This is a genomic window from Delftia sp. CH05 (genome assembly GCF_009827015.1).
GTDB lineage: Bacteria > Pseudomonadota > Gammaproteobacteria > Burkholderiales > Burkholderiaceae_C > Comamonas > Comamonas tsuruhatensis.
In genome coordinates, this window is sequence record NZ_WUMG01000039.1 from 1 (window position 1) to 17,554 (window position 17,554).

Consider the following 17,554-nt stretch of genomic DNA (forward strand, 5'->3'; position numbering starts at 1 on the left):
GGCCAGCGGGGCGGTGGTCTCGGCCGAGGACTGGGTCGCTGCCTCGGGCAGGGCGGCCAGGGCCACGCGGCTGACGGCGGCACTGGAGACGGCGGCCACGGCGGCGCCGGTGAAGAAATTGCGGCGGTTCATGTCAGTGGCTCGCTTCGTTGGTGGGGGTGGGCGCGGCAGCGCTGGCGGCAGCCTGGATGGCTCCCGGCGACGTGCCGGTCAGTGCCAGCTGCAGGTCGGTCTCTGCCAGCCAGAAGTCGCGCTGCGCATCGGTGGCGGTGGCCACGGCCTGGGCGCTGCTGCGGGCCTCGGCCAGCAATTGCCAGACGCTGACGAACATGCCGTTGTAGCGAAGCATGGTTTCGTCCTGGATGAAGCGGCGCAGCGGCAGCACCTCGGCCTGCTGCTGGTGGGCCAGGTCCCAGGCCGTGCGGTAGCGCATCCAGCTGCTGCGCGCCTCGGCGCGAGCCTGGATGGCGCCTTGCTGCAGCTGGGCCGCGCTGCGCTGCAGCTCGGCGCGCGCGCGGCCGCTGGCGGCGCCGCCCCAGTCGAACAGCGGCAGGGGCAGGTCGATCTCCCAGCCGCGTGTCACATCGCTGTGGCCAGTGGCCCGGTCCGTGGCGGTGTTGCGGCTGTAGCCCAGGCCGATGTCGCCGAAGATGGCGCCGGCGCGCGCCCAGCCCCGGCGCTCGCCCAGATGGTCCAGGTCGCGGCGCAGGGCGCGCAGGTCCAGGCGCTCGCGCAGCGCGGTGGCCTCGGCATCGTCCCCGGCGCGCAACTGCGTGGCGGCCTGCGGGATGGCGGGCAACTGGTCGGGCAGCTTGAAATCGATGCGCCGTCCCCACAGGCCCATCAGGCGGGCCAGTTGCTCATGCTCGGCCGTGGCGGCCAGGCGCGCACGCGCCAGCTGCGCTGCGGTGTCCTGCTGGATGCTGAGCTCGCGCGCCTGCTGCAGCCGGCTGAAGTTGCCCACGCGGGCCATGCGCCGCGCCAGCTCGGCCCCGGCCTCGGCCGCCTCGTGCATGCGCTCGCTGGCCGCCAGCTGCTGGCGCGCGGCCACGGCGCGCAGCCAGGCGCGGCGCGTGTCGGCGGCCAGCCGCAGCACGTCCTGCGCGGCGGTCAGCGTGGCCTGTTCCATCTGCATGCCCTGCCAGCGGCTGCGCCAGGGCAGGGTGATCAGGCTGACCAGGCCGAAGCTCAGCTGGCGCTCGATCTCGCGCTCGTCGCTGTTGACCATGCGGCCCAGGGTCAGCGTGGGGTTGGGCAGCGTCAGGGCCTGCACGCGGTCTGCATCCTGCACGCCCAGTTGCGCCAGGCGCGCCTGCAGGCCGGGATTGTTGAGCAGTGCGATGCGCACGGACTGGTCCATGTCCAGCGGCTGGCGCAGCCACTCGTCGATGCGCTGCTGCGCCGCGTCGCGGGCCTGCAGATCGGTTGGTGGCAGTTGGGCGCCGTCCGGCAGGCGGCTGGCGGTATGGGACTGGACCGCGCCGCGCAGGCCGTCGGGCGAGATGCTGGCGCAGCCGGCCAGGGCCAGCACGGCAGCCATGGCGCCGACCAGCCGAGTGGGGGCGAAGACGGTGCGCTTCATGGCCGGCCTCCGTGCTGCATGTGAGAGCCGTGCGGGGACGGCGCAGGCGTGAATCGGCCGGCCTGGGCCGCCTCCCAGCGCAGGATGTCCACATGGCCGTTGGGAAACTCGCCCACGGCGGCGTTGGCCTGGCGCCAGTCGGTCAGCTCGGTTTCCACGGCGCCGCTGGCCGGCAGCGCGGCATGGCGCAGCGGCAGGCTGGCCGCAGCCGGATCGATGGCGCCGTTCAGGCCTGCGGAGGAAGAGGCCGGGGGGTGGCTGCCGTCATGGGCCCTGGCAGCGGGGCTGGATGCGGCAAGGGCCGCCAGCCCGAATTGGATAAGGGGGACTAGAAAATGCGCACGGCGCATGGTGTTCTCCTGAATGCGAAACGGACAACGCATCCGCGGCCAGACGCCCCGCCATGCCCGCAAGCGGGCTGCCCATGGAGGGGCGGCAGGGATGGCGCGGACGCACTTCGGGCGTCAGGCTTCAGGAAATGGGTGGCTTGATGGCCTGCAGCTTGGCCGCGCTGGCAAAGCGGGCGCTGCCTTGGGGGCGCAGTGCGGCGGACGGCGCTGCGCCGTCCGAACCGATCTGGCCAGGGGTGAAAAGGGCCGAATGGCAGATGCCGCACAGGGTGCAGCTGGGCCCATGTTCATGTTCGCCGCAGCTGCCGCCCGCAGGGCTGCCGGCCTGGGAGGAGCAGTCTGCACTGTGCTCGGCGTGCGACGTATGCGAGGGGTGAGAGGGCTGCTCCGTGGCGTGTGCCGGATGCCGTTCATGGCTGTCCGGCGACTGCGCGATCTCCGGCGCATGGTGGTGGAGTACGGAGTCCGACGCCAATGCGACGGCCGGAGCCGGGGCGCCCATCACCGGAGCCGCCCCCATGGCCATGGCATCGCCCAGCAGGCCACGCAGGACCAGCAGCAAGACCAGGACAATGGACAAGGGGCGACGCATAGGCATGGATGATACCGGACGGTGCCGCGAAGTTCCTCAGGTGCGGGCCCTCTGCCCGGGCGGGCGGCGCGTAGTGCGCAGTGCTTCGGCGATCAGCGCCGATATGGCGGGTGGCATGTCCATGGGCAGGGTGGCCGGCACCGTGGTGCGGCCGGTGTTGCCGCGCGGCAGCCGGTCCAGCAGATGGCCTGCGGGCACCAGGGCCAGGCGCAGCAGCTGGCCGGCGACCTCCCTGCCGTCGCGCAGCTGCAGCGCGTGGCGCAGCATCCAGCAGTGGGATCGCCAGTGCAGGCCCAGCAGCTGCTGGCCCAGCACATGGCTGGCCTCCAGCAGCAGCCAGCGCTGTGCGGGCGCCTGGTCCTGGCTTGAACGGAAGCTGTGCAGCAGGTGGGTGAAGGCGGCACGGCGCTGGGCGTCGGTCATGCCGTCTCCCGGTCGCTGCCCCAGCGGCGCAGCCGCAGGCCGTTGCCGACCACCAGCAGGCTCACACCCATGTCCGCCAGCACGGCCAGCCACATGCTGGCGTTGCCGGCCAGGGCCAGCGCGAAGAACACCAGCTTGACGCCCAGCGACAGGGCGATGTTCTGCCAGAGCACGGCGTGGGCGCTGCGCGACAGTTCCACCACCTCGGGCAGGCGGCGCAGGTCGTCGTTCATCAGCACCACGTCGGCGGTTTCCATGGCCATGCCCGTGCTGTGCATGCCGCCCATGGCAAAGCCGATGTCGGCCTGGGCCAGTGCCGGTGCGTCGTTGATGCCGTCGCCCGTCATGGCGGTGGGGCCGCGGGTGCGCTGCAGCTCGGCCAAGGCGTCGAGCTTGTCCTGGGGCAGCAGGCCGCCGCGCGCGTCCTGGATGCCGGCTTCGGCAGCGATGGAGCGCACGGTGGCCGTGTTGTCGCCGCTGAGCACCACGGGCTGCACGCCCAGGGCCTGCAGGCGTGCCACGGCCTCGCGGGCCTGGGGCCGCAGCGGGTCGGCCACGGCGAACAGGGCCCGCACGCCGCTGCTGTTGGCCAGCAGGGTCACGGTGCGGCCCTGGGCTTCGTGCATGGCCAAGCCGGCACGCAGCGCGGCGCTGTCCCAGCCTTGCTCCTGCACCCAGCGCAGGTTGGCCAGGGTCCAGAGCTGGCCGTCGATCTCGGCCTGCACGCCACGGCCGGGCAGGGCCAGCAGCTTGCTGACCGAGGCCCGCGCGGCATCGGCGGCCACGGCGGCATCGGCCTGGAGGCCGGAAGCAATGGCGCGCGAGACCGGGTGGTCCGAGCGGCCGGCCAGGGCCAGGGCGCGCGCGGCGGGCAGGGCGGGGCCAGGGGCGGCGTCCCGGGCTGCATCCTCTTCGCCCCAGGACTTCCATTCGACCAGCTTCGGGCTGCCCGTGGTCAGCGTGCCGGTCTTGTCCAGGGCAATGGCGCGCAGCTTGCGCGCCGATTCCAGCGCCTGGCCGCCCTTGATCAGCAGGCCGCGGCGTGCAGCCGCCGTCAGCGCGCTGACCACCGTGACGGGGGTGGACAGCACCAGGGCGCAGGGGCAGGAGATGACCAGCAGGGCCAGCGCCTGGTAGGCCGCGTCATGCCAGCTCCAGTCCATGACCAGCGGCGCCAGCACCGCCAGCGCAATGGCCAGCACCAGCACGATGGGCGTGTAGACGGCGGCAAAGCGATCGACGAAGCGCTGGGTGGGCGCCTTGGAGGCCTGGGCCTGCTCCACGGCGTGGACGATGCGCGCGATCAGGCTGTCATTGGCCGCCGAGGTGACGCGCATCTGCAGCTCGCCATCCTGGTTGATGCTGCCGGCGTAGAGCTCGTCGCCCGGGGCCTTGTCGGCCAGGGCGCTTTCTCCGGTGATGGGCGCCTGGTTGACTGAGCTTTGGCCTCGCAGGACCACGCCGTCCAGCGGCACGCGCGCGCCGGGGGCCACGCGCACGGTGGCGTCCAGCGCCACGTCGGCGGCCGCCACGCGCTGAACGCTGCCGTCGGGCTGCAGGACGTCGGCCGTCTCGGGCGCCATCTGCAGCAGGCTGCGGATGGCATTGCGCGCGCGGTCCATGGCCTGGTCCTCGATGCGCTCTGCCGCGGCGTACAGGGCCATGACCATGGCGGCCTCGGGCCACTGGCCGATGGCGAAGGCTCCCGTGACGGCAATGGCCATCAGCGCGTGGATGCCCAGCTTCAGGCGCAGCACGTCGCGGATGCCGGCCTTGTAGACGCCCAGGCCCGACAGGGCAATGGCCAGCACGGCCACGGCCATGCCGCCGTATTGCAGGGCCGGCACGCCGCCCTGGGAGCCGCTGACCCAGTGGGCGGCTTCGGCCAGCACGGCTGCAATCAGCGCGGCCGTGATGCGCGGCCAGCCGGGCAGCACGCTGTGGTCGTGGCCGGCATGGGGATCGCTCTCGTCGTGACCGTGGTCATGGTCGTGGTCATGGGCGTGGGCGTGGGCGTGGGCGTGGGCGTGGGCGTGGGCGTGGGCGTGATCGTGGCCCTCGCCGTGCGCATGCGAGTGGCCATGGGCCTTCTTGCGGGCCGGCGTGGGCTGGGTGATGGTGAAGGGCGCGCAGCAATCGGTGCCGCAGGCGGAAGACGGCGAAGTCGAGGCGGGCGTGGAATGGGCTGGGAAGGCTTTCAGGGCCTCGTTGCCCTGAGGGCTTGGCAGGCGATTGGAGTTCATGCGAGCATTGGAAACGGTGAAGTCACTTCAAGGTCAAGCATGTCACAGCATGAATCTGCGCGCTGGCGCATCGGCGAGGCGGCCAAGCGTTCCGGCGTGGCCGCCGCCAACATCCGCTACTACGAGAAGGAAAGGCTGCTCAGTGCAGGCGCGCGCGAGGACAACCAGTACCGGCTGTACAGCGACAGCGATGTGCACCGGCTGCGCTTCATCCGCCTGTGCCGCGCCATGGACATGTCGCTGGACGAGGTGCGCACCCTGCTGGCGCTGGACGGCGCCAGCAAGGCCGACTGCGTGGCCGCCAACGAAACCCTGGATGCCCACCTGGGCCATGTGCGCGAGCGCCTGGCCGAGCTGCGCGCGCTGGAGCATGAGCTGATGCAGCTGCGCAGCCAGTGCGACGGGTCGGCCAGCTACTGCCATCTGATCGAGGCCCTGCATGCCCAGGCCGACGAACCGCTGGCACCCGCCCTGGGCAGCTCCGGCGCCAAGCGCCATGTGTAGCGCCGTCCGCGGCTGCCTGTCTTGCGCCGGCGTCCGACGGACCGTCCCGGTACGGCTCGCTATCATCGACCGATGAGCCTCAGCCACGCAGCCCTGTCCCTTCCCGACCGCATCTGGGCGGCGCTGCGCGACCATGCGCTGGCCTGGTGGCGCAGCGTCTACCTGGGCGCCGTGCTGCTGGTGCTGGCCATGTCCCCTTCCAGCTACCGGCGCGGCGCGCGGCGTGCCATGGCGCACCAGATCTATGTGCAGACCGGGCCCATCCTGCTGGGATTCACGGCGCTGGCGGCGCTGTTGTGCGCGGTGATCACGCGCATCGTCATCGTCACGGCGCTGAGCTATGGGCTGTCGCGCTATGCGCTGGAGATGGTGGTGCGCGTGCTGGTGATCGAGCTGATCCCGCTGACGGCCGCACTGTTCGTGGCCATGCGCTGCACCATTCCCAACGGCACGCTGATTGCGCAGCTGCGCGCGCGGGGCCAGCTCCAGGCCTGGCAGGAGCGCGGCTCCGATCCGCTGCGCATGGCCCTGGTGCCACGCGCGGCCGGTGGCGTGTTTGCCTCGGTCACGCTGGCCGTGCTCAGCTGCGTGGTGGCCCTGGTCACCGTCTACCTGAGCGTCTATGGCTTCACGCTGGCGGGCCTGCCCGGCTACACGCGCATCTTCGGCCAGATCTTCACGCCGGCCGTGACCCTGGTCTTCGTGCTCAAGACCTGGTTCTTCAGCCTCACCGTGGCCATCATGCCCATGGCCTCGGGCCTGTATGCGCCGCTGCGGCGCCACCGGCTCGGCGGCGCGGCGCTGGGCGGCTTTGCGCGCATGTTTGCCGTGCTGCTGGTGATCGAGGTGATCTCGCTCATGGGCAACTACTACTGAGCACGCCCGCTGAACTCCACGAACCCCACATGCACGGCAAGGCCCGTGCCAGAACAAGGAATGCCATGACCGATACGCGGCGCACGCCGCCAGACCCCTGGGACGGCGAGGAAATCGAGGCCCTCAAGCCTGTGGCGCACCTGCGCGCCAAGGCGGCGGGCCTGCTGCTGTTCACGCTGGTGCTGATTCTTGGATCGGCCCTGTACCTGCTGTACTCGCGCGGCGTGTTCGACGCCACGCAGCGCCTGGTGCTCACGGCCGACGACTCCGAGGGCGTGAGCGTGGGCATGGACATGACCTTCTCGGGCTTTCCGATCGGGCGCGTGCGCCGCATCGAGCTGGCCGAGGACGGCAATGTGCGCATCCTCATCGACGTGCCGCGCAAGGACGCGCACTGGCTGCGCGAGTCCAGCGTCTTCACCCTGGTCAAGGGGCTGGTGGGCGGCACCACCATCAAGGCCTACAGCGGCATCCTCAGCGATCTGCCGCTGCCCGACGAGGCCGTGCGCCCCGTGCTGCGCGGCGATGCCACGGCCGAGCTGCCGCAGATCATGTCCACGGCCAAGGAAGTGCTGGGCAACATCGCCCAGCTCACCGCACCGGACTCGGCCCTGGGCGGGTCGCTGACCGAGCTGCGGGGCCTGGCCGGCCGGGCCCAGGGGCCGGGCGGCGTGCTCGGCGTGGTCATGGGCAGCGAGCAGGAGGCGCGCAAGGTCACGGCCCTGCTGGACCGCGCCAATGCCACGCTGGCCCGCATGGAGCGCATGGTGGCGCGGGCCGACAGCCAGGTGTTCGACGCCGGCGGCGTCATGCCCGAGGTGCGTTCCACCGTGGTGCAGCTCAACGGCCTGCTGGCCGACACGCGCCGCACGCTGGGCAAGGTGGACGCCGTGCTGGCCGAGGCCCAGGCCGTGGGCTCCAATGCGCGCGAGGCCACGGCCGACCTGGGCGCCCTGCGCGCCGAGGTCGAGGGCAACCTGCGCCGCCTCGAAGGCGTGCTGGCCGACCTGCAGCGCAAGTGGCCGTTTGCCCATCAACCGGAGTTGAAGCTGCCATGAGTGCTGCCGCCAAGAAACTTTCTGCCGCAACCCTTCTGGCGCGCCATGCCGCCGCCGGCGCCGTGCTGACCGTGGTGCTGGCCGGCTGCAGCAGCCGCCCGCCCGCACCGGACTGGGCGCTGAATGCCGAATCTGCGTCCCAGCGCGCCTCCACCGCCTACCTGGAAGGCCGCCAGCGCGTGCAGGCCCTGGAATGGGACAAGGCCCGCGCCGAAGTGGCCGCCACGGGCCGCACCGACCTGGCCGCGCGTCTGGAGCTGATGCGCTGCGCGGCCCAGGTGGCCAGTCTCGAATGGGACGACTGCCCCGGCTACCAGGCGCTGGCGCTTGACGCGGCGCCAGCCGAGGCCGCCTATGCGCGCTATTTGCAAGGCAGGCCCCGGCCCGAAGACATTGCGCTATTGCCGGAACTACAGCGTCCCGTGGCGCAGGCGTTGCTGGGTGTGCCTGCCTCGGCGCTGGCTGCCGTGGGCGCCATCAAGGAGCCGCTGCCCCGGCTGGTGGCGGCCGGCGCGGCCTTGCGGGCGGGGGCGGCACAGCCGCAGTTGCTGGAGCTGGGTGCCGAGACCGCCTCGGCCCAGGGCTGGCGCCGGGCGGTGATGGCCTGGCTGCTGCTGCAGGCCAGGGCCCATGATCAGGCGGGCGAGGTGGACAAGGCCCAGGCCGTCAGGCGCAGGCTGGCGCTGCTGGAGAAGACGGCCAGCGGTGGGGGCGCATCGGCAGGTACATCAACCGGCGCATCGGCCGGCAAATGAAAACAGCGCCAGTCCGCAAGGGATGGCGCTGGGCAGGCATTTGCAGGCGCTTGCAGGGCCTACATCGACGACAGCAGGGCGCCCGGGTCTTTTTGCAGCAAGGTGTCTGCGGCCGGGGCGGCGCTGTCCAGCCACAAGGTGGCAACGCTGGCGGCGACGGCAAGCAATACCGTGGCGGTGAAGGCAATGAAGGGATGACGTCCGAAGGGGCTGGGTCTGCGCATGGTGCACCTCCTGTCTGGCAGCGCAGGCAGAGCATGGGGCTGGGCCTGGACTCCATTGCACACCGGATTGCGCAGCGTGGCTGTCGGACAATCGCTTTCTCTCTTGACGTTCGTGAAAAAAGCGGTGGGAGAAATTCCCTATCGATCTTCAGAAGGCCGAAAAAAAAGCGAGGCAGGGCCTCGCTGAAAGTTCGGGACGTAAGTCCCCGGCCCGTGCTGGCAGGCCAGGCGTCGCCTTAGAAACGGTGGCGGATACCCGCGATCAGGCTGGTGCCCGACTTCAGGTCCGTGATGCGGTCGTGCATCAGCACGGTGTACACATCGGTGCGCTTGGACAGGTAGTGGTCGTAGCCCAGGCTGGCCGTGGTGCGCGTGGAGTCCACGGCGCCGATCTCGGCCTTGGTGCGGGCCAGGGCTGCCTTGATGGTGCCAGCGCTGCTCACGGGCACGTCCAGGCCCAGCGAGTAGGTGCTGTTCTTGCGGTCCAGGTCCTTGACCTTGGCCTGGCCATAGGTCGCGTACAGCTTGGCCACTTCGAAGTTGTAGGTGCCGCCCAGCATCCAGTCGGTCTTGGTGGGCATGACGGCCAGGCTCACGGGGTTGCTGATCTGGGCGCGCTCGTAGAAGGCCACCAGGCTCAGGGGGCCGCCGAAGTACATGGCGTTCACGCCGATGTTCTTCTTGCCGGAGTCGCCGCCCTTTTCACCGAACTGGTAGTGGACGTTGGCCTGCAGGCCGCCGAACTTGGGCGTGCTGTAGACGATCTGGTTGCTCCAGCCGGTGTCCGACGGCGTGGTCAGGTTGGCCGAGCCCCAGGCTGCCGTGCCCACGTTGGCGTGCAGCACCAGCGGGGAGATGGTGAAGGAGTCGCCGAAGGGGTTGGTCAGGATGGTGGGCAGGAAGTTGGGCGCCATGCCGCGGCCCAGGCGCACCGTGCCGAAGCCGCCGGACAGGCCGACGTTGGCATCGCGCGAGAAGTACGGGTCGCCGTCGAAGCGGCCGGGGCTGCCGGTGTCCACGCGCATGAAGGCCGTCAGCTGGAAATCGACCTTCAGGCCGCCGCCCAGGTCTTCCTGGCCCTTCATGCCCCACCAGGAGGTGGTCATGCCGCCCGAACCCACGACGCCCTTGCCGCTGGCGTCGCCAGCCATGCGCATGGAGCCGGCATAGGCGTCCACCAGGCCTGTCAGCTGGACCGAGCTTTGGGCGTGTGCTGCGCCGGCGCAGGCCAGTGCAGCGGCCAGTGCGATGAAGGAACGTTTCATGTTGAGGAGTCTTTCATTGTTGGATAGTGGAAACGGTTGGCCAGTGCTGTGACCGGGGCAGACGATGAGGCAAACGCCCTGGGCGGGCTATGTGGCAAACCTGGGACAGTGGCGTTTTCGCATCAGGGTCCGGCCGGTGTCGGTGTGCCTTTGCGGTGCGCGCGCGAGGCAGTCCAGACTGGCTAAGCCGCGTATTACAACGCATCCCAGCCATTGCACCGGCCAGAAAGTGGTGTCTTTGACACAGTTATGACGAAACTTAATTTGTGTTTTGCACTCTTGCGGCTTGAACGCTGCCGTGCACTGGGTTGGGGCCGGGGCACCAGGCCTGTGCAGCAGGTCCTTGCAAGAGGGCTCAAAGGTCAATTCAGGGCTCCTTGTTCGTCGGTTGGAGGAAGATTTCCGCCTGTTGCCAGGCCTGTGGCTGCAACTGATTGCAAACGGCGTGCCAGCCTGCAACCCGGCCACCGGCCTCCACGGGGGTCCATGAGCCGGGCATGTGTTTGCAGACGTGTCAGACTCGCGCCCATGTCCGAATCCACCCTGCTCGTTGCCGATGACCACCCGCTGTTCCGCGCTGCGGTGATCCATGTGCTGCGCGAGGCCCTGCCGCAGTTCGCCGTGCTGGAGGCCGCAAGCGCTGCGACCCTGGGGGCGGCGCTGCAGCAGCACCCCGAGATCGAACTGGTGCTGCTGGACCTGGCCATGCCGGGCGCGCGCGGCTTCTCCGCGCTGCTGCATGTGCGCGGCGAGTACCCCGACATTCCGGTGGTGGTGATCTCATCCAACGACCATCCGCGCGTGATCCGCCGTGCCCAGCAGTTCGGTGCCGCGGGCTTCATTCCGAAGTCGGCGCCGGCCGAGGCCATAGGCACGGCCCTGCAGGAAGTGCTGGACGGCGGCAGCTGGTTCCCGCCCATGGCCGCCGAGCGCTCCGAGGCCGACGCCGCGCTGGCCGCGCGGCTGGCCCAGCTCACGCCTCAGCAGTTCCGCGTGCTGCTGTGCCTGGCCGACGGCCTGCTCAACAAACAGATCGCCCATGAACTGGGGCTGGCCGAGAACACCGTCAAGGTGCATGTGACGGCCATTCTCAAGAAGCTGGAGTGCTACAGCCGCACGCAGGCTGCCGTACTGGTCAAGAGCCTGGAGAACGACGGCACGGCCTGAACTCCATGCCGCGGCGTGCCGTGCCCCTACCGGTGGCGCAGCAGCATCTGGCTCATGAGCGCGCGCAGCGCGGGCGGGCGCACGGGCTTGGCCAGAAAGCCCCAGCCGCGCTCGGCCGCCTGGCGGCGCAGCATGCCGTCGCGCTCGGCCGTGACCAGGATCACGGGCGGCGACTGGCCCCAGCGCTGGCACAGCTGCGCGTAGACATCGGGGCCGTGCAACTGGCCCAGGCGCACATCGAGCAGCACCAGTTGCGGTGCCTCGCCGGGCGCGGCCAGCGCCAGCGCCTCGGCCGGGCCGCCGGCCAGCGGCACGCTGCAGCCCCAGCGCTGCAGCAGGGCGCGCATGGCGGTGCAGGACTGGGGATCGTCCTCCACATACCAGGCGTTCATGCCCTGCAGCGGTGCATCCTGGTCCGGGTCGCCGGTCTGCGCGCTTGCGGCGATCTGCGGCACGGCGCCCGGGTCGCCCAGCGGCACGCAGACCCAGAACACGCTGCCCCGGCCCAGTTGCGAGCGCAGGCCGATCTCATGGCCCAGCAGCCGGCCCAGGCGCTCGACGATGGCCAGGCCCAGCCCGGCACCACGGTCGTCGCCATGGCCCTCGTCCAGGCGGCGGAATTCCTCGAAGATCTCGTGCTGCAGGCTCTCGGGAATGCCCGGTCCCTGGTCGTGCACCTCGATGCGCAACTGCTGGCCCTGGCGCCGGCAGCCGATGACGATGCGGCCCTGGCGCGTGTAGCGTATGGCGTTGGACAGGAAGTTCTGCAGGATGCGGCGCAGCAGGGCCTCGTCGCTGCGCACCACGCAGCGCGTGTCCACCGCGCTCAGGCGCAGGCCCCGGCTTTCGGCCAGGATGCCGAAGTTGTGGCGCATGACCTGCAGCAGCGGGCCCAGCGCGAAGTCGCGCACGCGCACCTCCAGCTGGCCCGATTCCATGCGCGAGATGTCCAGCAGGCTGCCCAGGATGGCGTCCTGCGCGGCCAGGGCGCCGTCGATGCTGTCGGCCACATGGCGGCCCGCGTCGTCATGCAGATGGCTGCGCAGCAGGGAGCTGAACATGCGCGCGGCGTTCAGAGGCTGCAGCAGGTCGTGCACGGCAGCGGCCACGAAACGGGTCTTGTAGCGGTTGGCCTGCTCGGCCTCGCGCTTGGCCTCGGCCAGGTCGCGCGTGCGCTCGGCAATGCGCTGCTCCAGCGCATCGGCCAGCGAGCGCAGCTCGCGCGCGGCGTTCTTGTAGCTGGTGATGTCGGCATAGCTGGTGACGAAGCCGCCGTCGGGCAGGGGGTTGCCGCGGATCTCCAGCACCGTGCCGTCGTCCTTGGTACTTTCGCGCAGGTGCGGGCTGCCGCTGCGCAGATGCTGCAGCCGCCGGTGGATGGCCTCTTCGATGGGGCCGGGCCCCAGCAGGCCGCGCCGGGCGTTGTAGCGGAACAGGTTCTCTATGGGCTGGCCCGTGCGCAGCAGCTCGGAGGGAAACCGGAACAGCTCCACGTAGCGCGAGTTCCAGGCCACCAGGTTGAGGTCGGCATCGATCACCACCACGCCCTGGGGCAGGTGCTCCAGGCTGCGGCTCAGGCCCGTGTCGGCCTGGCGCGCGGCCTGGACGATGCCGTCCTGGGCCGTGCGCAGCTCCTGGGCATGCTGGCGCAGCACGGTCTCCAGCTCCAGGCGGCTGCGCAGGCGCAGCGCGGCCAGCCGCCTGCGCTGGCGCACGAACAGCACCAGCATGCCCAGGGCCAGCCAGCCTCCCGCCGCCGCCGCCGCCGCCCAGCGGCTGGCCACGGTGCTGGCCTGCGTGTCATGCAGCAGGTGCAACTGCCAGTCGCTGCCGGGCAGGGGCAGGGTCTGCCACAGCGTGGTGCCGGGCAGGGCGGGTTCCTGCATCTGCACCAGGCGGCTGCCTTGCTCCAGGCCCTGGCGCACCCGGTAGCGCATGGGGTGCAGTTCCTGGTCGATGTACTGGCGCGTGGCGGCCAGGTCCGCCTCGTCGGCGGGGCTCAGGGGTGACAGCAGGCGGTAGCGCCAGTCGGGCTGGCTGGCCAGGAAGACCACGCCGTGCTCGTCCGAGGCCATGACCACGTCAGGCGTCTGCAGCCATTCGCGCTCCAGCTCCAGCAGCGCGATCTTGATCACCACCAGGCCCGCGACGGCGTTGTGCTCGTCCAGGATGGCCTGCGACAGGAAGTAGCCCGGCAGGCCCGTGGTCAGGCCGATGCCGTAGAAGCGCCCGCTGCCGCGCGACAGCGCCTGCTGCACATAGGGCCTGAAGCTGTAGTCCACGCCCACGTTGCTGCGCGTCTCGCGCCAGTTGCTGGCGGCCAGGGCCGTGCCGTGGCGGTCGATCAGGGTCAGCGTGGACGACTGGCTGGCGCCGTTGGCCTGCTCCAGCTTGCGGTTGAGGGCATCGACCTCGGCGGGAGACAGCGGGTGGGTGAGGGCGGCACGCAGCTGCGCATCCAGCGCCAGCACCTCGGGCAGGGTTCGGTAGCGGTCTATGCGCTGGCCCAGGGCCTGGGCGTAGAGGCTGAGCTGGCGCTGCACGCTTTCGGCCTCGCCGCGCAGGGCGCGGTGGTAGACCAGCTCCCCGGCCAGCAGCATGCAGGCGAGCATGCCGCCGAACAGCAGCAGCAGGGTCCAGAAGGAGCGGCGTGAAGGGCGTCGAACGGGTTGGGGCATGGTGGTCTGGGCCCGATTGGGCGCCAGCTTGGTGCCTTCCAGGGACGGGAAGGGGTTGGGGATTACCCTGATTCTGCGTCCATTCTCCCTGGGAGAGCGCCTGCGCCTAATACCAATAGGTTATCGGCGCCGGAGGATGCCAGCGGTACAACCTGCACCTTCCCGCAACTTGCCGCACCTCGGTGGTGCGTCAACCCCACAGAAATCCTGCCGGAGCCGCACCATGCATGCCGTCCCCACCCACGCCGCCAGCCCCGAGCGGCTGCCCTTCTACCGCCAGCTGTATTTCCAGGTGGTGGTCGCCATCGTGGCGGGCGTGCTGCTCGGCCACTTCGAGCCCCAGTACGCCGAGCAGTTCAAGCCGCTGGGCGACGCCTTCATCAAGCTGGTGAAGATGATCATCGCGCCGGTGATCTTCCTGACCATCGTCACCGGCATTGCGGGCATGACGCACCTGCGCACGGTGGGCCGGGTGTTCCTCAAGGCCATGGCCTACTTCCTGTTCTTCTCCACGCTGGCCCTGGTGGTCGGCATGGTGGTGGCGCACGTGGTGCAGCCTGGCGCCGGCATGAACATCAACCCGGCCGACCTGGACCAGGCCGCCGTCAAGGGCTATGTGGCCAAGTCGCATGAGCTGACGCTCACCGGCTTTGCCATGGACATCATCCCCAAGACGCTGGTCAGCCCCTTCGTGGGCGACAACATCCTGCAGGTGCTGTTCGTGGCCGTGCTGTTCGGCATCTCGCTGGCCATGGTCGGCGACGCCGGCAAGCCCGTGCTCAACTTCCTGGAGGCGCTGACGGCCCCCGTGTTCAAGCTGGTCGGCATCCTGATGAAGGCTGCGCCGCTGGGCGCCTTCGGCGCCATCGCCTTCACCATCGGCAAGTTCGGCCTGGGTTCGCTGGTCAACCTGGCCTGGCTGGTGGGCTCGTTCTACATCACCTCGCTGCTCTTCGTGGTCGTGGTGCTGGGCTTCGTGGCGCGGCTGTGCGGCTTCTCGGTGCTCAAGCTGGCACGCTACCTGAAGGCCGAGCTGCTGCTGGTGCTGGGCACCTCGTCCTCGGAATCGGCCCTGCCTTCGCTGATGCAGAAGATGGAGCGCGCCGGCTGCGGCAAGTCCGTCGTGGGCCTGGTCGTGCCCACGGGCTATTCGTTCAACCTGGACGGCACCAACATCTACATGACGCTGGCCGCGCTGTTCATCGCCCAGGCCACCAACACCCACCTGACCCTGGGCCACGAGATCGCGCTGCTGCTGGTGGCCATGCTCAGCTCCAAGGGAGCTGCCGGCGTGACCGGCGCGGGCTTCATCACGCTGGCCGCCACGCTGGCCGTGGTGCCCGAGGTGCCCGTGGCCGGCATGGCCCTGATCCTGGGCGTGGACCGCTTCATGAGCGAGTGCCGCTCGCTGACGAACTTCATGGGCAACGCCGTGGCCACCGTGGTGGTCTCGCGCTGGGAAAACGAGCTGGACTACAGCAAGCTCAACGCCGCCCTGGACGGAGAGCCCGTGCAGGCTCTGCCTGCCGAGGCCGCCGTGGCCAAGGCCTGAGAACGCCCTGGCCAGGGCAAGGGCCGGCAACGGCCCCTGCCTGCCTCACCGCCGCGCCACCCCAGGGTGGCGCTTTGCTTTGTCTACTCGCCTGCCAAGCTGCCGGGCGCGGCTGACGAGCGCAGCGACAGCTCCAGCCGGTAGGCCAGGGCCACGAAAAGGCTTTGCGCCAGCCCCATGGCCGCCGTCAGCGCGCGAAAGCCGAAGGTGGCGCTGTCCTGCACGATCAGGGCCGCCTCGGCCTCGCGCGCAATGGGGCTCATGCGGCTGTCGGTCATGGCGATCAGGTGGGCGCTGCGCTGCCTGGCCCACTGCGCCACCTGCACGGTTTCGTCCGCATAGGGCATGAAGGAAATGGCGATCATCACGTCGCCGCTGCGCACCGACCGGATCTGCCCCTGCTGCATGCTGCCCAGCGCGCTGAACAGGCCTATGCGCTTGTCGGTGTGTTGCAGCGCATATTCCAGATACACGGCCACGGGAAACGAGCGGCGCGAGCCGGCGATCCAGATCGCCTGCGTGCCGGCCAGCAGCTCCACCGCTCGGTCGAATGCCTGACCGTCCAGGTTCTGGCGCAGCTGCTGCATGCCGGCCATGCCGCCTTTGAGGAATTCGTCGGCAATCTGCACGGGCTCCAGGGCGGCGGGGCCTGCCTCGACCATGTCGCGCACGCGCAGCTCATAGGCGCGGCCCGGCGCGATCTGCTCGGCAAGGCCTTCGCGGAACAGGCGCTGCATCTCGGAAAAACCCGAGAGCCCGAAATGCTTGGCAAACCGTACGACGGCCGAGGGCTGCACACCACATTGCGCGGCCAGGGACTGTATGCCTTGCAGGCCGAGCTGGTCGCGGTGGACCTCGATGTGGCGGGCAATGGCCTTGAGCTGCCGGCTCAGGCCATCGTATTCCTGGGCAATCTGCTGCAGGAGTCGGTCCACGGATGCGGGGGGCGGCGGGGAAGGGCTCATCGCAGGCGGGCCGGTGGGCGATCCCGGGGCAAGGGATCGACTGATTTCTGGATGGGCCATGATGCCATGGCGATCCCCGGGTCCCGGGCCGCTGGCAGCCCAGGCGGGGCATGGCATTCCCTAGCAGTAGTCCACCCAGATCCCGCCGGCATCGGCCGAGCGCACGCAGTTCTCCACCCAGCGCACGCCCTCGATGCCAGCGTGGATGTCCGGATGGAGGATGGTTTGCAGCGCCTCGCGATCGCGCCTGTCCGTGGCCTCCATGGCCAGCGCGAAGCGGTGGTAGAGGTTGGACCATGCCTCGAACAGGCCTTCCGCATGGCCTGCGCTGATGCGGTCTTCCTGCAGCGCGGCGGGGTGCAGATAGCCCATGCCGCGATCGAGCACCTGCGCCGGCTGGCCCTGGACTTCGTGGCGCAGCTGGTTGGGGTGTTCGTCCCACCATTCGAGGCTGGCCCTGGCGCCGATGACGCGCAGCTTGTGCCCATGCATGGAGCCGCTGTTGACCGCGCAGGCCCACAGGTAGCCCATGGCGCCGCCCTGGTACTGCATGAGGGTGAAGGCGTTGTCCTCCAGCGGGGCGCGGCTGCTGACGAAGCTCTGCCGGCTGCACATCAGCCGCTCGATCTTCAGCCCCGGCAGCATCACCTGGGAAAGGTACAGCGGATGCGTGCCAATGTCGCCCAGCACATAGCTGGGGCCGGCAAAGGCCGGGTCCATGCGCCAGCGCGCGGCGGGGCTGGACTGCTCCACCGCCTCGCTGTGAAAGCCGTGCGAGAACTGCATCTGCACGATGCGGATGTCGCCCAGCTCGCCCCGCGCGATCATCTCGCGCGCCTGGGCGATGAGCGGGTGGCCGGCATAGCCGTAGGCCACGCCGACCATGCGGTTCCTGGCAAGGGACAGCTCCAGCAGCTCCTTGGCCTCGGCCGTGGTGAAGCACAGCGGTTTCTCGCAGACCACGTGCAGGCCAGAGAGCAGGGCGGCCTTGCAGATCTCGAAATGGGTGTTGTTGGGCGTGGCGATGGATACCGCGCGAATGCCGTCCGGGCGGCCGGCCTCGGCCTCGAACATCGCCCGGTAGTCGGCGTAGCAGCGCTGCACGTCCACGCCCAGTTGTTCGCCGAACCGGCGCCCGCGCGCGGCATCGATGTCGAACGCCCCGGCCACGAGCCGGAAATTGTGGTCGCGCAGCGCCGCCGACCGGTGCACATGGCCGATCTGGCTGTTGTGTCCGCCGCCGACCATGCCCCAGGCAATCGGGCGGCCGGGCAGAAGGGTTCCGTCGATCATGGTGTCCACCTTTGTGTTGCGTCTTCA

At 69.9% G+C, this 17,554-nt stretch carries 16 protein-coding genes; 6 read left to right on the top strand and 10 right to left on the bottom strand.

The features are described 5' to 3' along the window. Nucleotides 1–133: 133 nt before the first annotated feature. The 5 genes from GRX31_RS23135 to GRX31_RS23155 form a co-directional block, all read right to left on the bottom strand. Nucleotides 134–1,582 carry a TolC family protein gene (locus tag GRX31_RS23135; protein ID WP_160855083.1) on the bottom strand — a complete coding sequence of 483 codons (1,449 nt, stop codon included), beginning with the start codon at nucleotides 1,580–1,582 and terminating at the stop codon, nucleotides 134–136. Next, the gene (locus tag GRX31_RS23140) at nucleotides 1,579–1,932 is read right to left on the bottom strand and encodes a hypothetical protein (protein ID WP_160855085.1); all 354 of its coding nucleotides are present in this window, start codon (nucleotides 1,930–1,932) and stop codon (nucleotides 1,579–1,581) included. Before GRX31_RS23140 ends, GRX31_RS23135 begins: the two co-directional genes overlap by 4 nt. A 121-nt stretch (nucleotides 1,933–2,053) precedes the next feature. Further along, nucleotides 2,054–2,512 carry a hypothetical protein gene (locus GRX31_RS23145; protein WP_237426763.1) on the bottom strand — a complete coding sequence of 153 codons (459 nt, stop codon included), beginning with the start codon at nucleotides 2,510–2,512 and terminating at the stop codon, nucleotides 2,054–2,056. Between the two features lie 48 nt (nucleotides 2,513–2,560). Beyond that, nucleotides 2,561–2,947: a DUF3703 domain-containing protein gene (locus GRX31_RS23150; protein WP_016449914.1), complete on the bottom strand. Its 387-nt coding sequence runs from the start codon at nucleotides 2,945–2,947 to the stop codon at nucleotides 2,561–2,563. Continuing rightward, nucleotides 2,944–5,190 (bottom strand): heavy metal translocating P-type ATPase, encoded by a 2,247-nt coding sequence (locus tag GRX31_RS23155; RefSeq protein ID WP_160855089.1) that lies wholly within the window; start codon nucleotides 5,188–5,190, stop codon nucleotides 2,944–2,946. Before GRX31_RS23155 ends, GRX31_RS23150 begins: the two co-directional genes overlap by 4 nt. Nucleotides 5,191–5,229: 39 nt before the next feature. Here GRX31_RS23155 and GRX31_RS23160 point away from each other — a divergent pair, with 39 nt between their 5' ends. The 4 genes from GRX31_RS23160 (at nucleotide 5,230) to GRX31_RS23175 (ending at nucleotide 8,383) form a co-directional block, all read left to right on the top strand. After that, the gene (locus tag GRX31_RS23160; protein ID WP_160855091.1) at nucleotides 5,230–5,694 is read left to right on the top strand and encodes a Cd(II)/Pb(II)-responsive transcriptional regulator; all 465 of its coding nucleotides are present in this window, start codon (nucleotides 5,230–5,232) and stop codon (nucleotides 5,692–5,694) included. Nucleotides 5,695–5,766: 72 nt separating this feature from the next. Beyond that, on the top strand, nucleotides 5,767–6,570 hold the full coding sequence (locus tag GRX31_RS23165) for an MlaE family ABC transporter permease (protein WP_012204765.1): 804 nt from the start codon (nucleotides 5,767–5,769) through the stop codon (nucleotides 6,568–6,570). Nucleotides 6,571–6,635: 65 nt separating this feature from the next. After that, nucleotides 6,636–7,628 (top strand): MlaD family protein, encoded by a 993-nt coding sequence (locus tag GRX31_RS23170; RefSeq protein ID WP_160855093.1) that lies wholly within the window; start codon nucleotides 6,636–6,638, stop codon nucleotides 7,626–7,628. After that, the gene (locus GRX31_RS23175) at nucleotides 7,625–8,383 is read left to right on the top strand and encodes a hypothetical protein (RefSeq protein WP_160855095.1); all 759 of its coding nucleotides are present in this window, start codon (nucleotides 7,625–7,627) and stop codon (nucleotides 8,381–8,383) included. The genes GRX31_RS23170 and GRX31_RS23175 overlap by 4 nt, the downstream gene beginning before the upstream one ends. A gap of 59 nt (nucleotides 8,384–8,442) precedes the next feature. Here the strand turns inward: GRX31_RS23175 and GRX31_RS30645 are convergent, their stop codons facing one another. Together GRX31_RS30645 and GRX31_RS23180 are read right to left on the bottom strand one after the other, a co-directional pair. Next, nucleotides 8,443–8,607 carry a hypothetical protein gene (locus GRX31_RS30645; protein ID WP_016449910.1) on the bottom strand — a complete coding sequence of 55 codons (165 nt, stop codon included), beginning with the start codon at nucleotides 8,605–8,607 and terminating at the stop codon, nucleotides 8,443–8,445. 236 nt (nucleotides 8,608–8,843) lie between these two features. Then, the gene (locus tag GRX31_RS23180; RefSeq protein ID WP_016449909.1) at nucleotides 8,844–9,872 is read right to left on the bottom strand and encodes a porin; all 1,029 of its coding nucleotides are present in this window, start codon (nucleotides 9,870–9,872) and stop codon (nucleotides 8,844–8,846) included. Between the two features lie 528 nt (nucleotides 9,873–10,400). On the opposite strand from GRX31_RS23180, the gene GRX31_RS23185 reads away from it, so the two are divergent. Next, nucleotides 10,401–11,039, top strand: coding sequence for a LuxR C-terminal-related transcriptional regulator (locus GRX31_RS23185; RefSeq protein ID WP_016449908.1), 639 nt, complete (start codon nucleotides 10,401–10,403; stop codon nucleotides 11,037–11,039). Nucleotides 11,040–11,065: 26 nt separating this feature from the next. Here the strand turns inward: GRX31_RS23185 and GRX31_RS23190 are convergent, their stop codons facing one another. After that, nucleotides 11,066–13,717, bottom strand: coding sequence for a hybrid sensor histidine kinase/response regulator (locus tag GRX31_RS23190; protein WP_160855097.1), 2,652 nt, complete (start codon nucleotides 13,715–13,717; stop codon nucleotides 11,066–11,068). Nucleotides 13,718–13,940: 223 nt separating this feature from the next. On the opposite strand from GRX31_RS23190, the gene GRX31_RS23195 reads away from it, so the two are divergent. Then, nucleotides 13,941–15,269, top strand: coding sequence for a dicarboxylate/amino acid:cation symporter (locus GRX31_RS23195; RefSeq protein ID WP_016449906.1), 1,329 nt, complete (start codon nucleotides 13,941–13,943; stop codon nucleotides 15,267–15,269). Between the two features lie 83 nt (nucleotides 15,270–15,352). On the opposite strand, the gene GRX31_RS23200 is transcribed toward GRX31_RS23195, so the two are convergent. Together GRX31_RS23200 and GRX31_RS23205 are read right to left on the bottom strand one after the other, a co-directional pair. After that, nucleotides 15,353–16,234: a MurR/RpiR family transcriptional regulator gene (locus GRX31_RS23200; RefSeq protein ID WP_016452430.1), complete on the bottom strand. Its 882-nt coding sequence runs from the start codon at nucleotides 16,232–16,234 to the stop codon at nucleotides 15,353–15,355. Between the two features lie 120 nt (nucleotides 16,235–16,354). After that, nucleotides 16,355–17,527: a Gfo/Idh/MocA family protein gene (locus GRX31_RS23205; RefSeq protein WP_017404563.1), complete on the bottom strand. Its 1,173-nt coding sequence runs from the start codon at nucleotides 17,525–17,527 to the stop codon at nucleotides 16,355–16,357. Nucleotides 17,528–17,554: the final 27 nt, after the last annotated feature.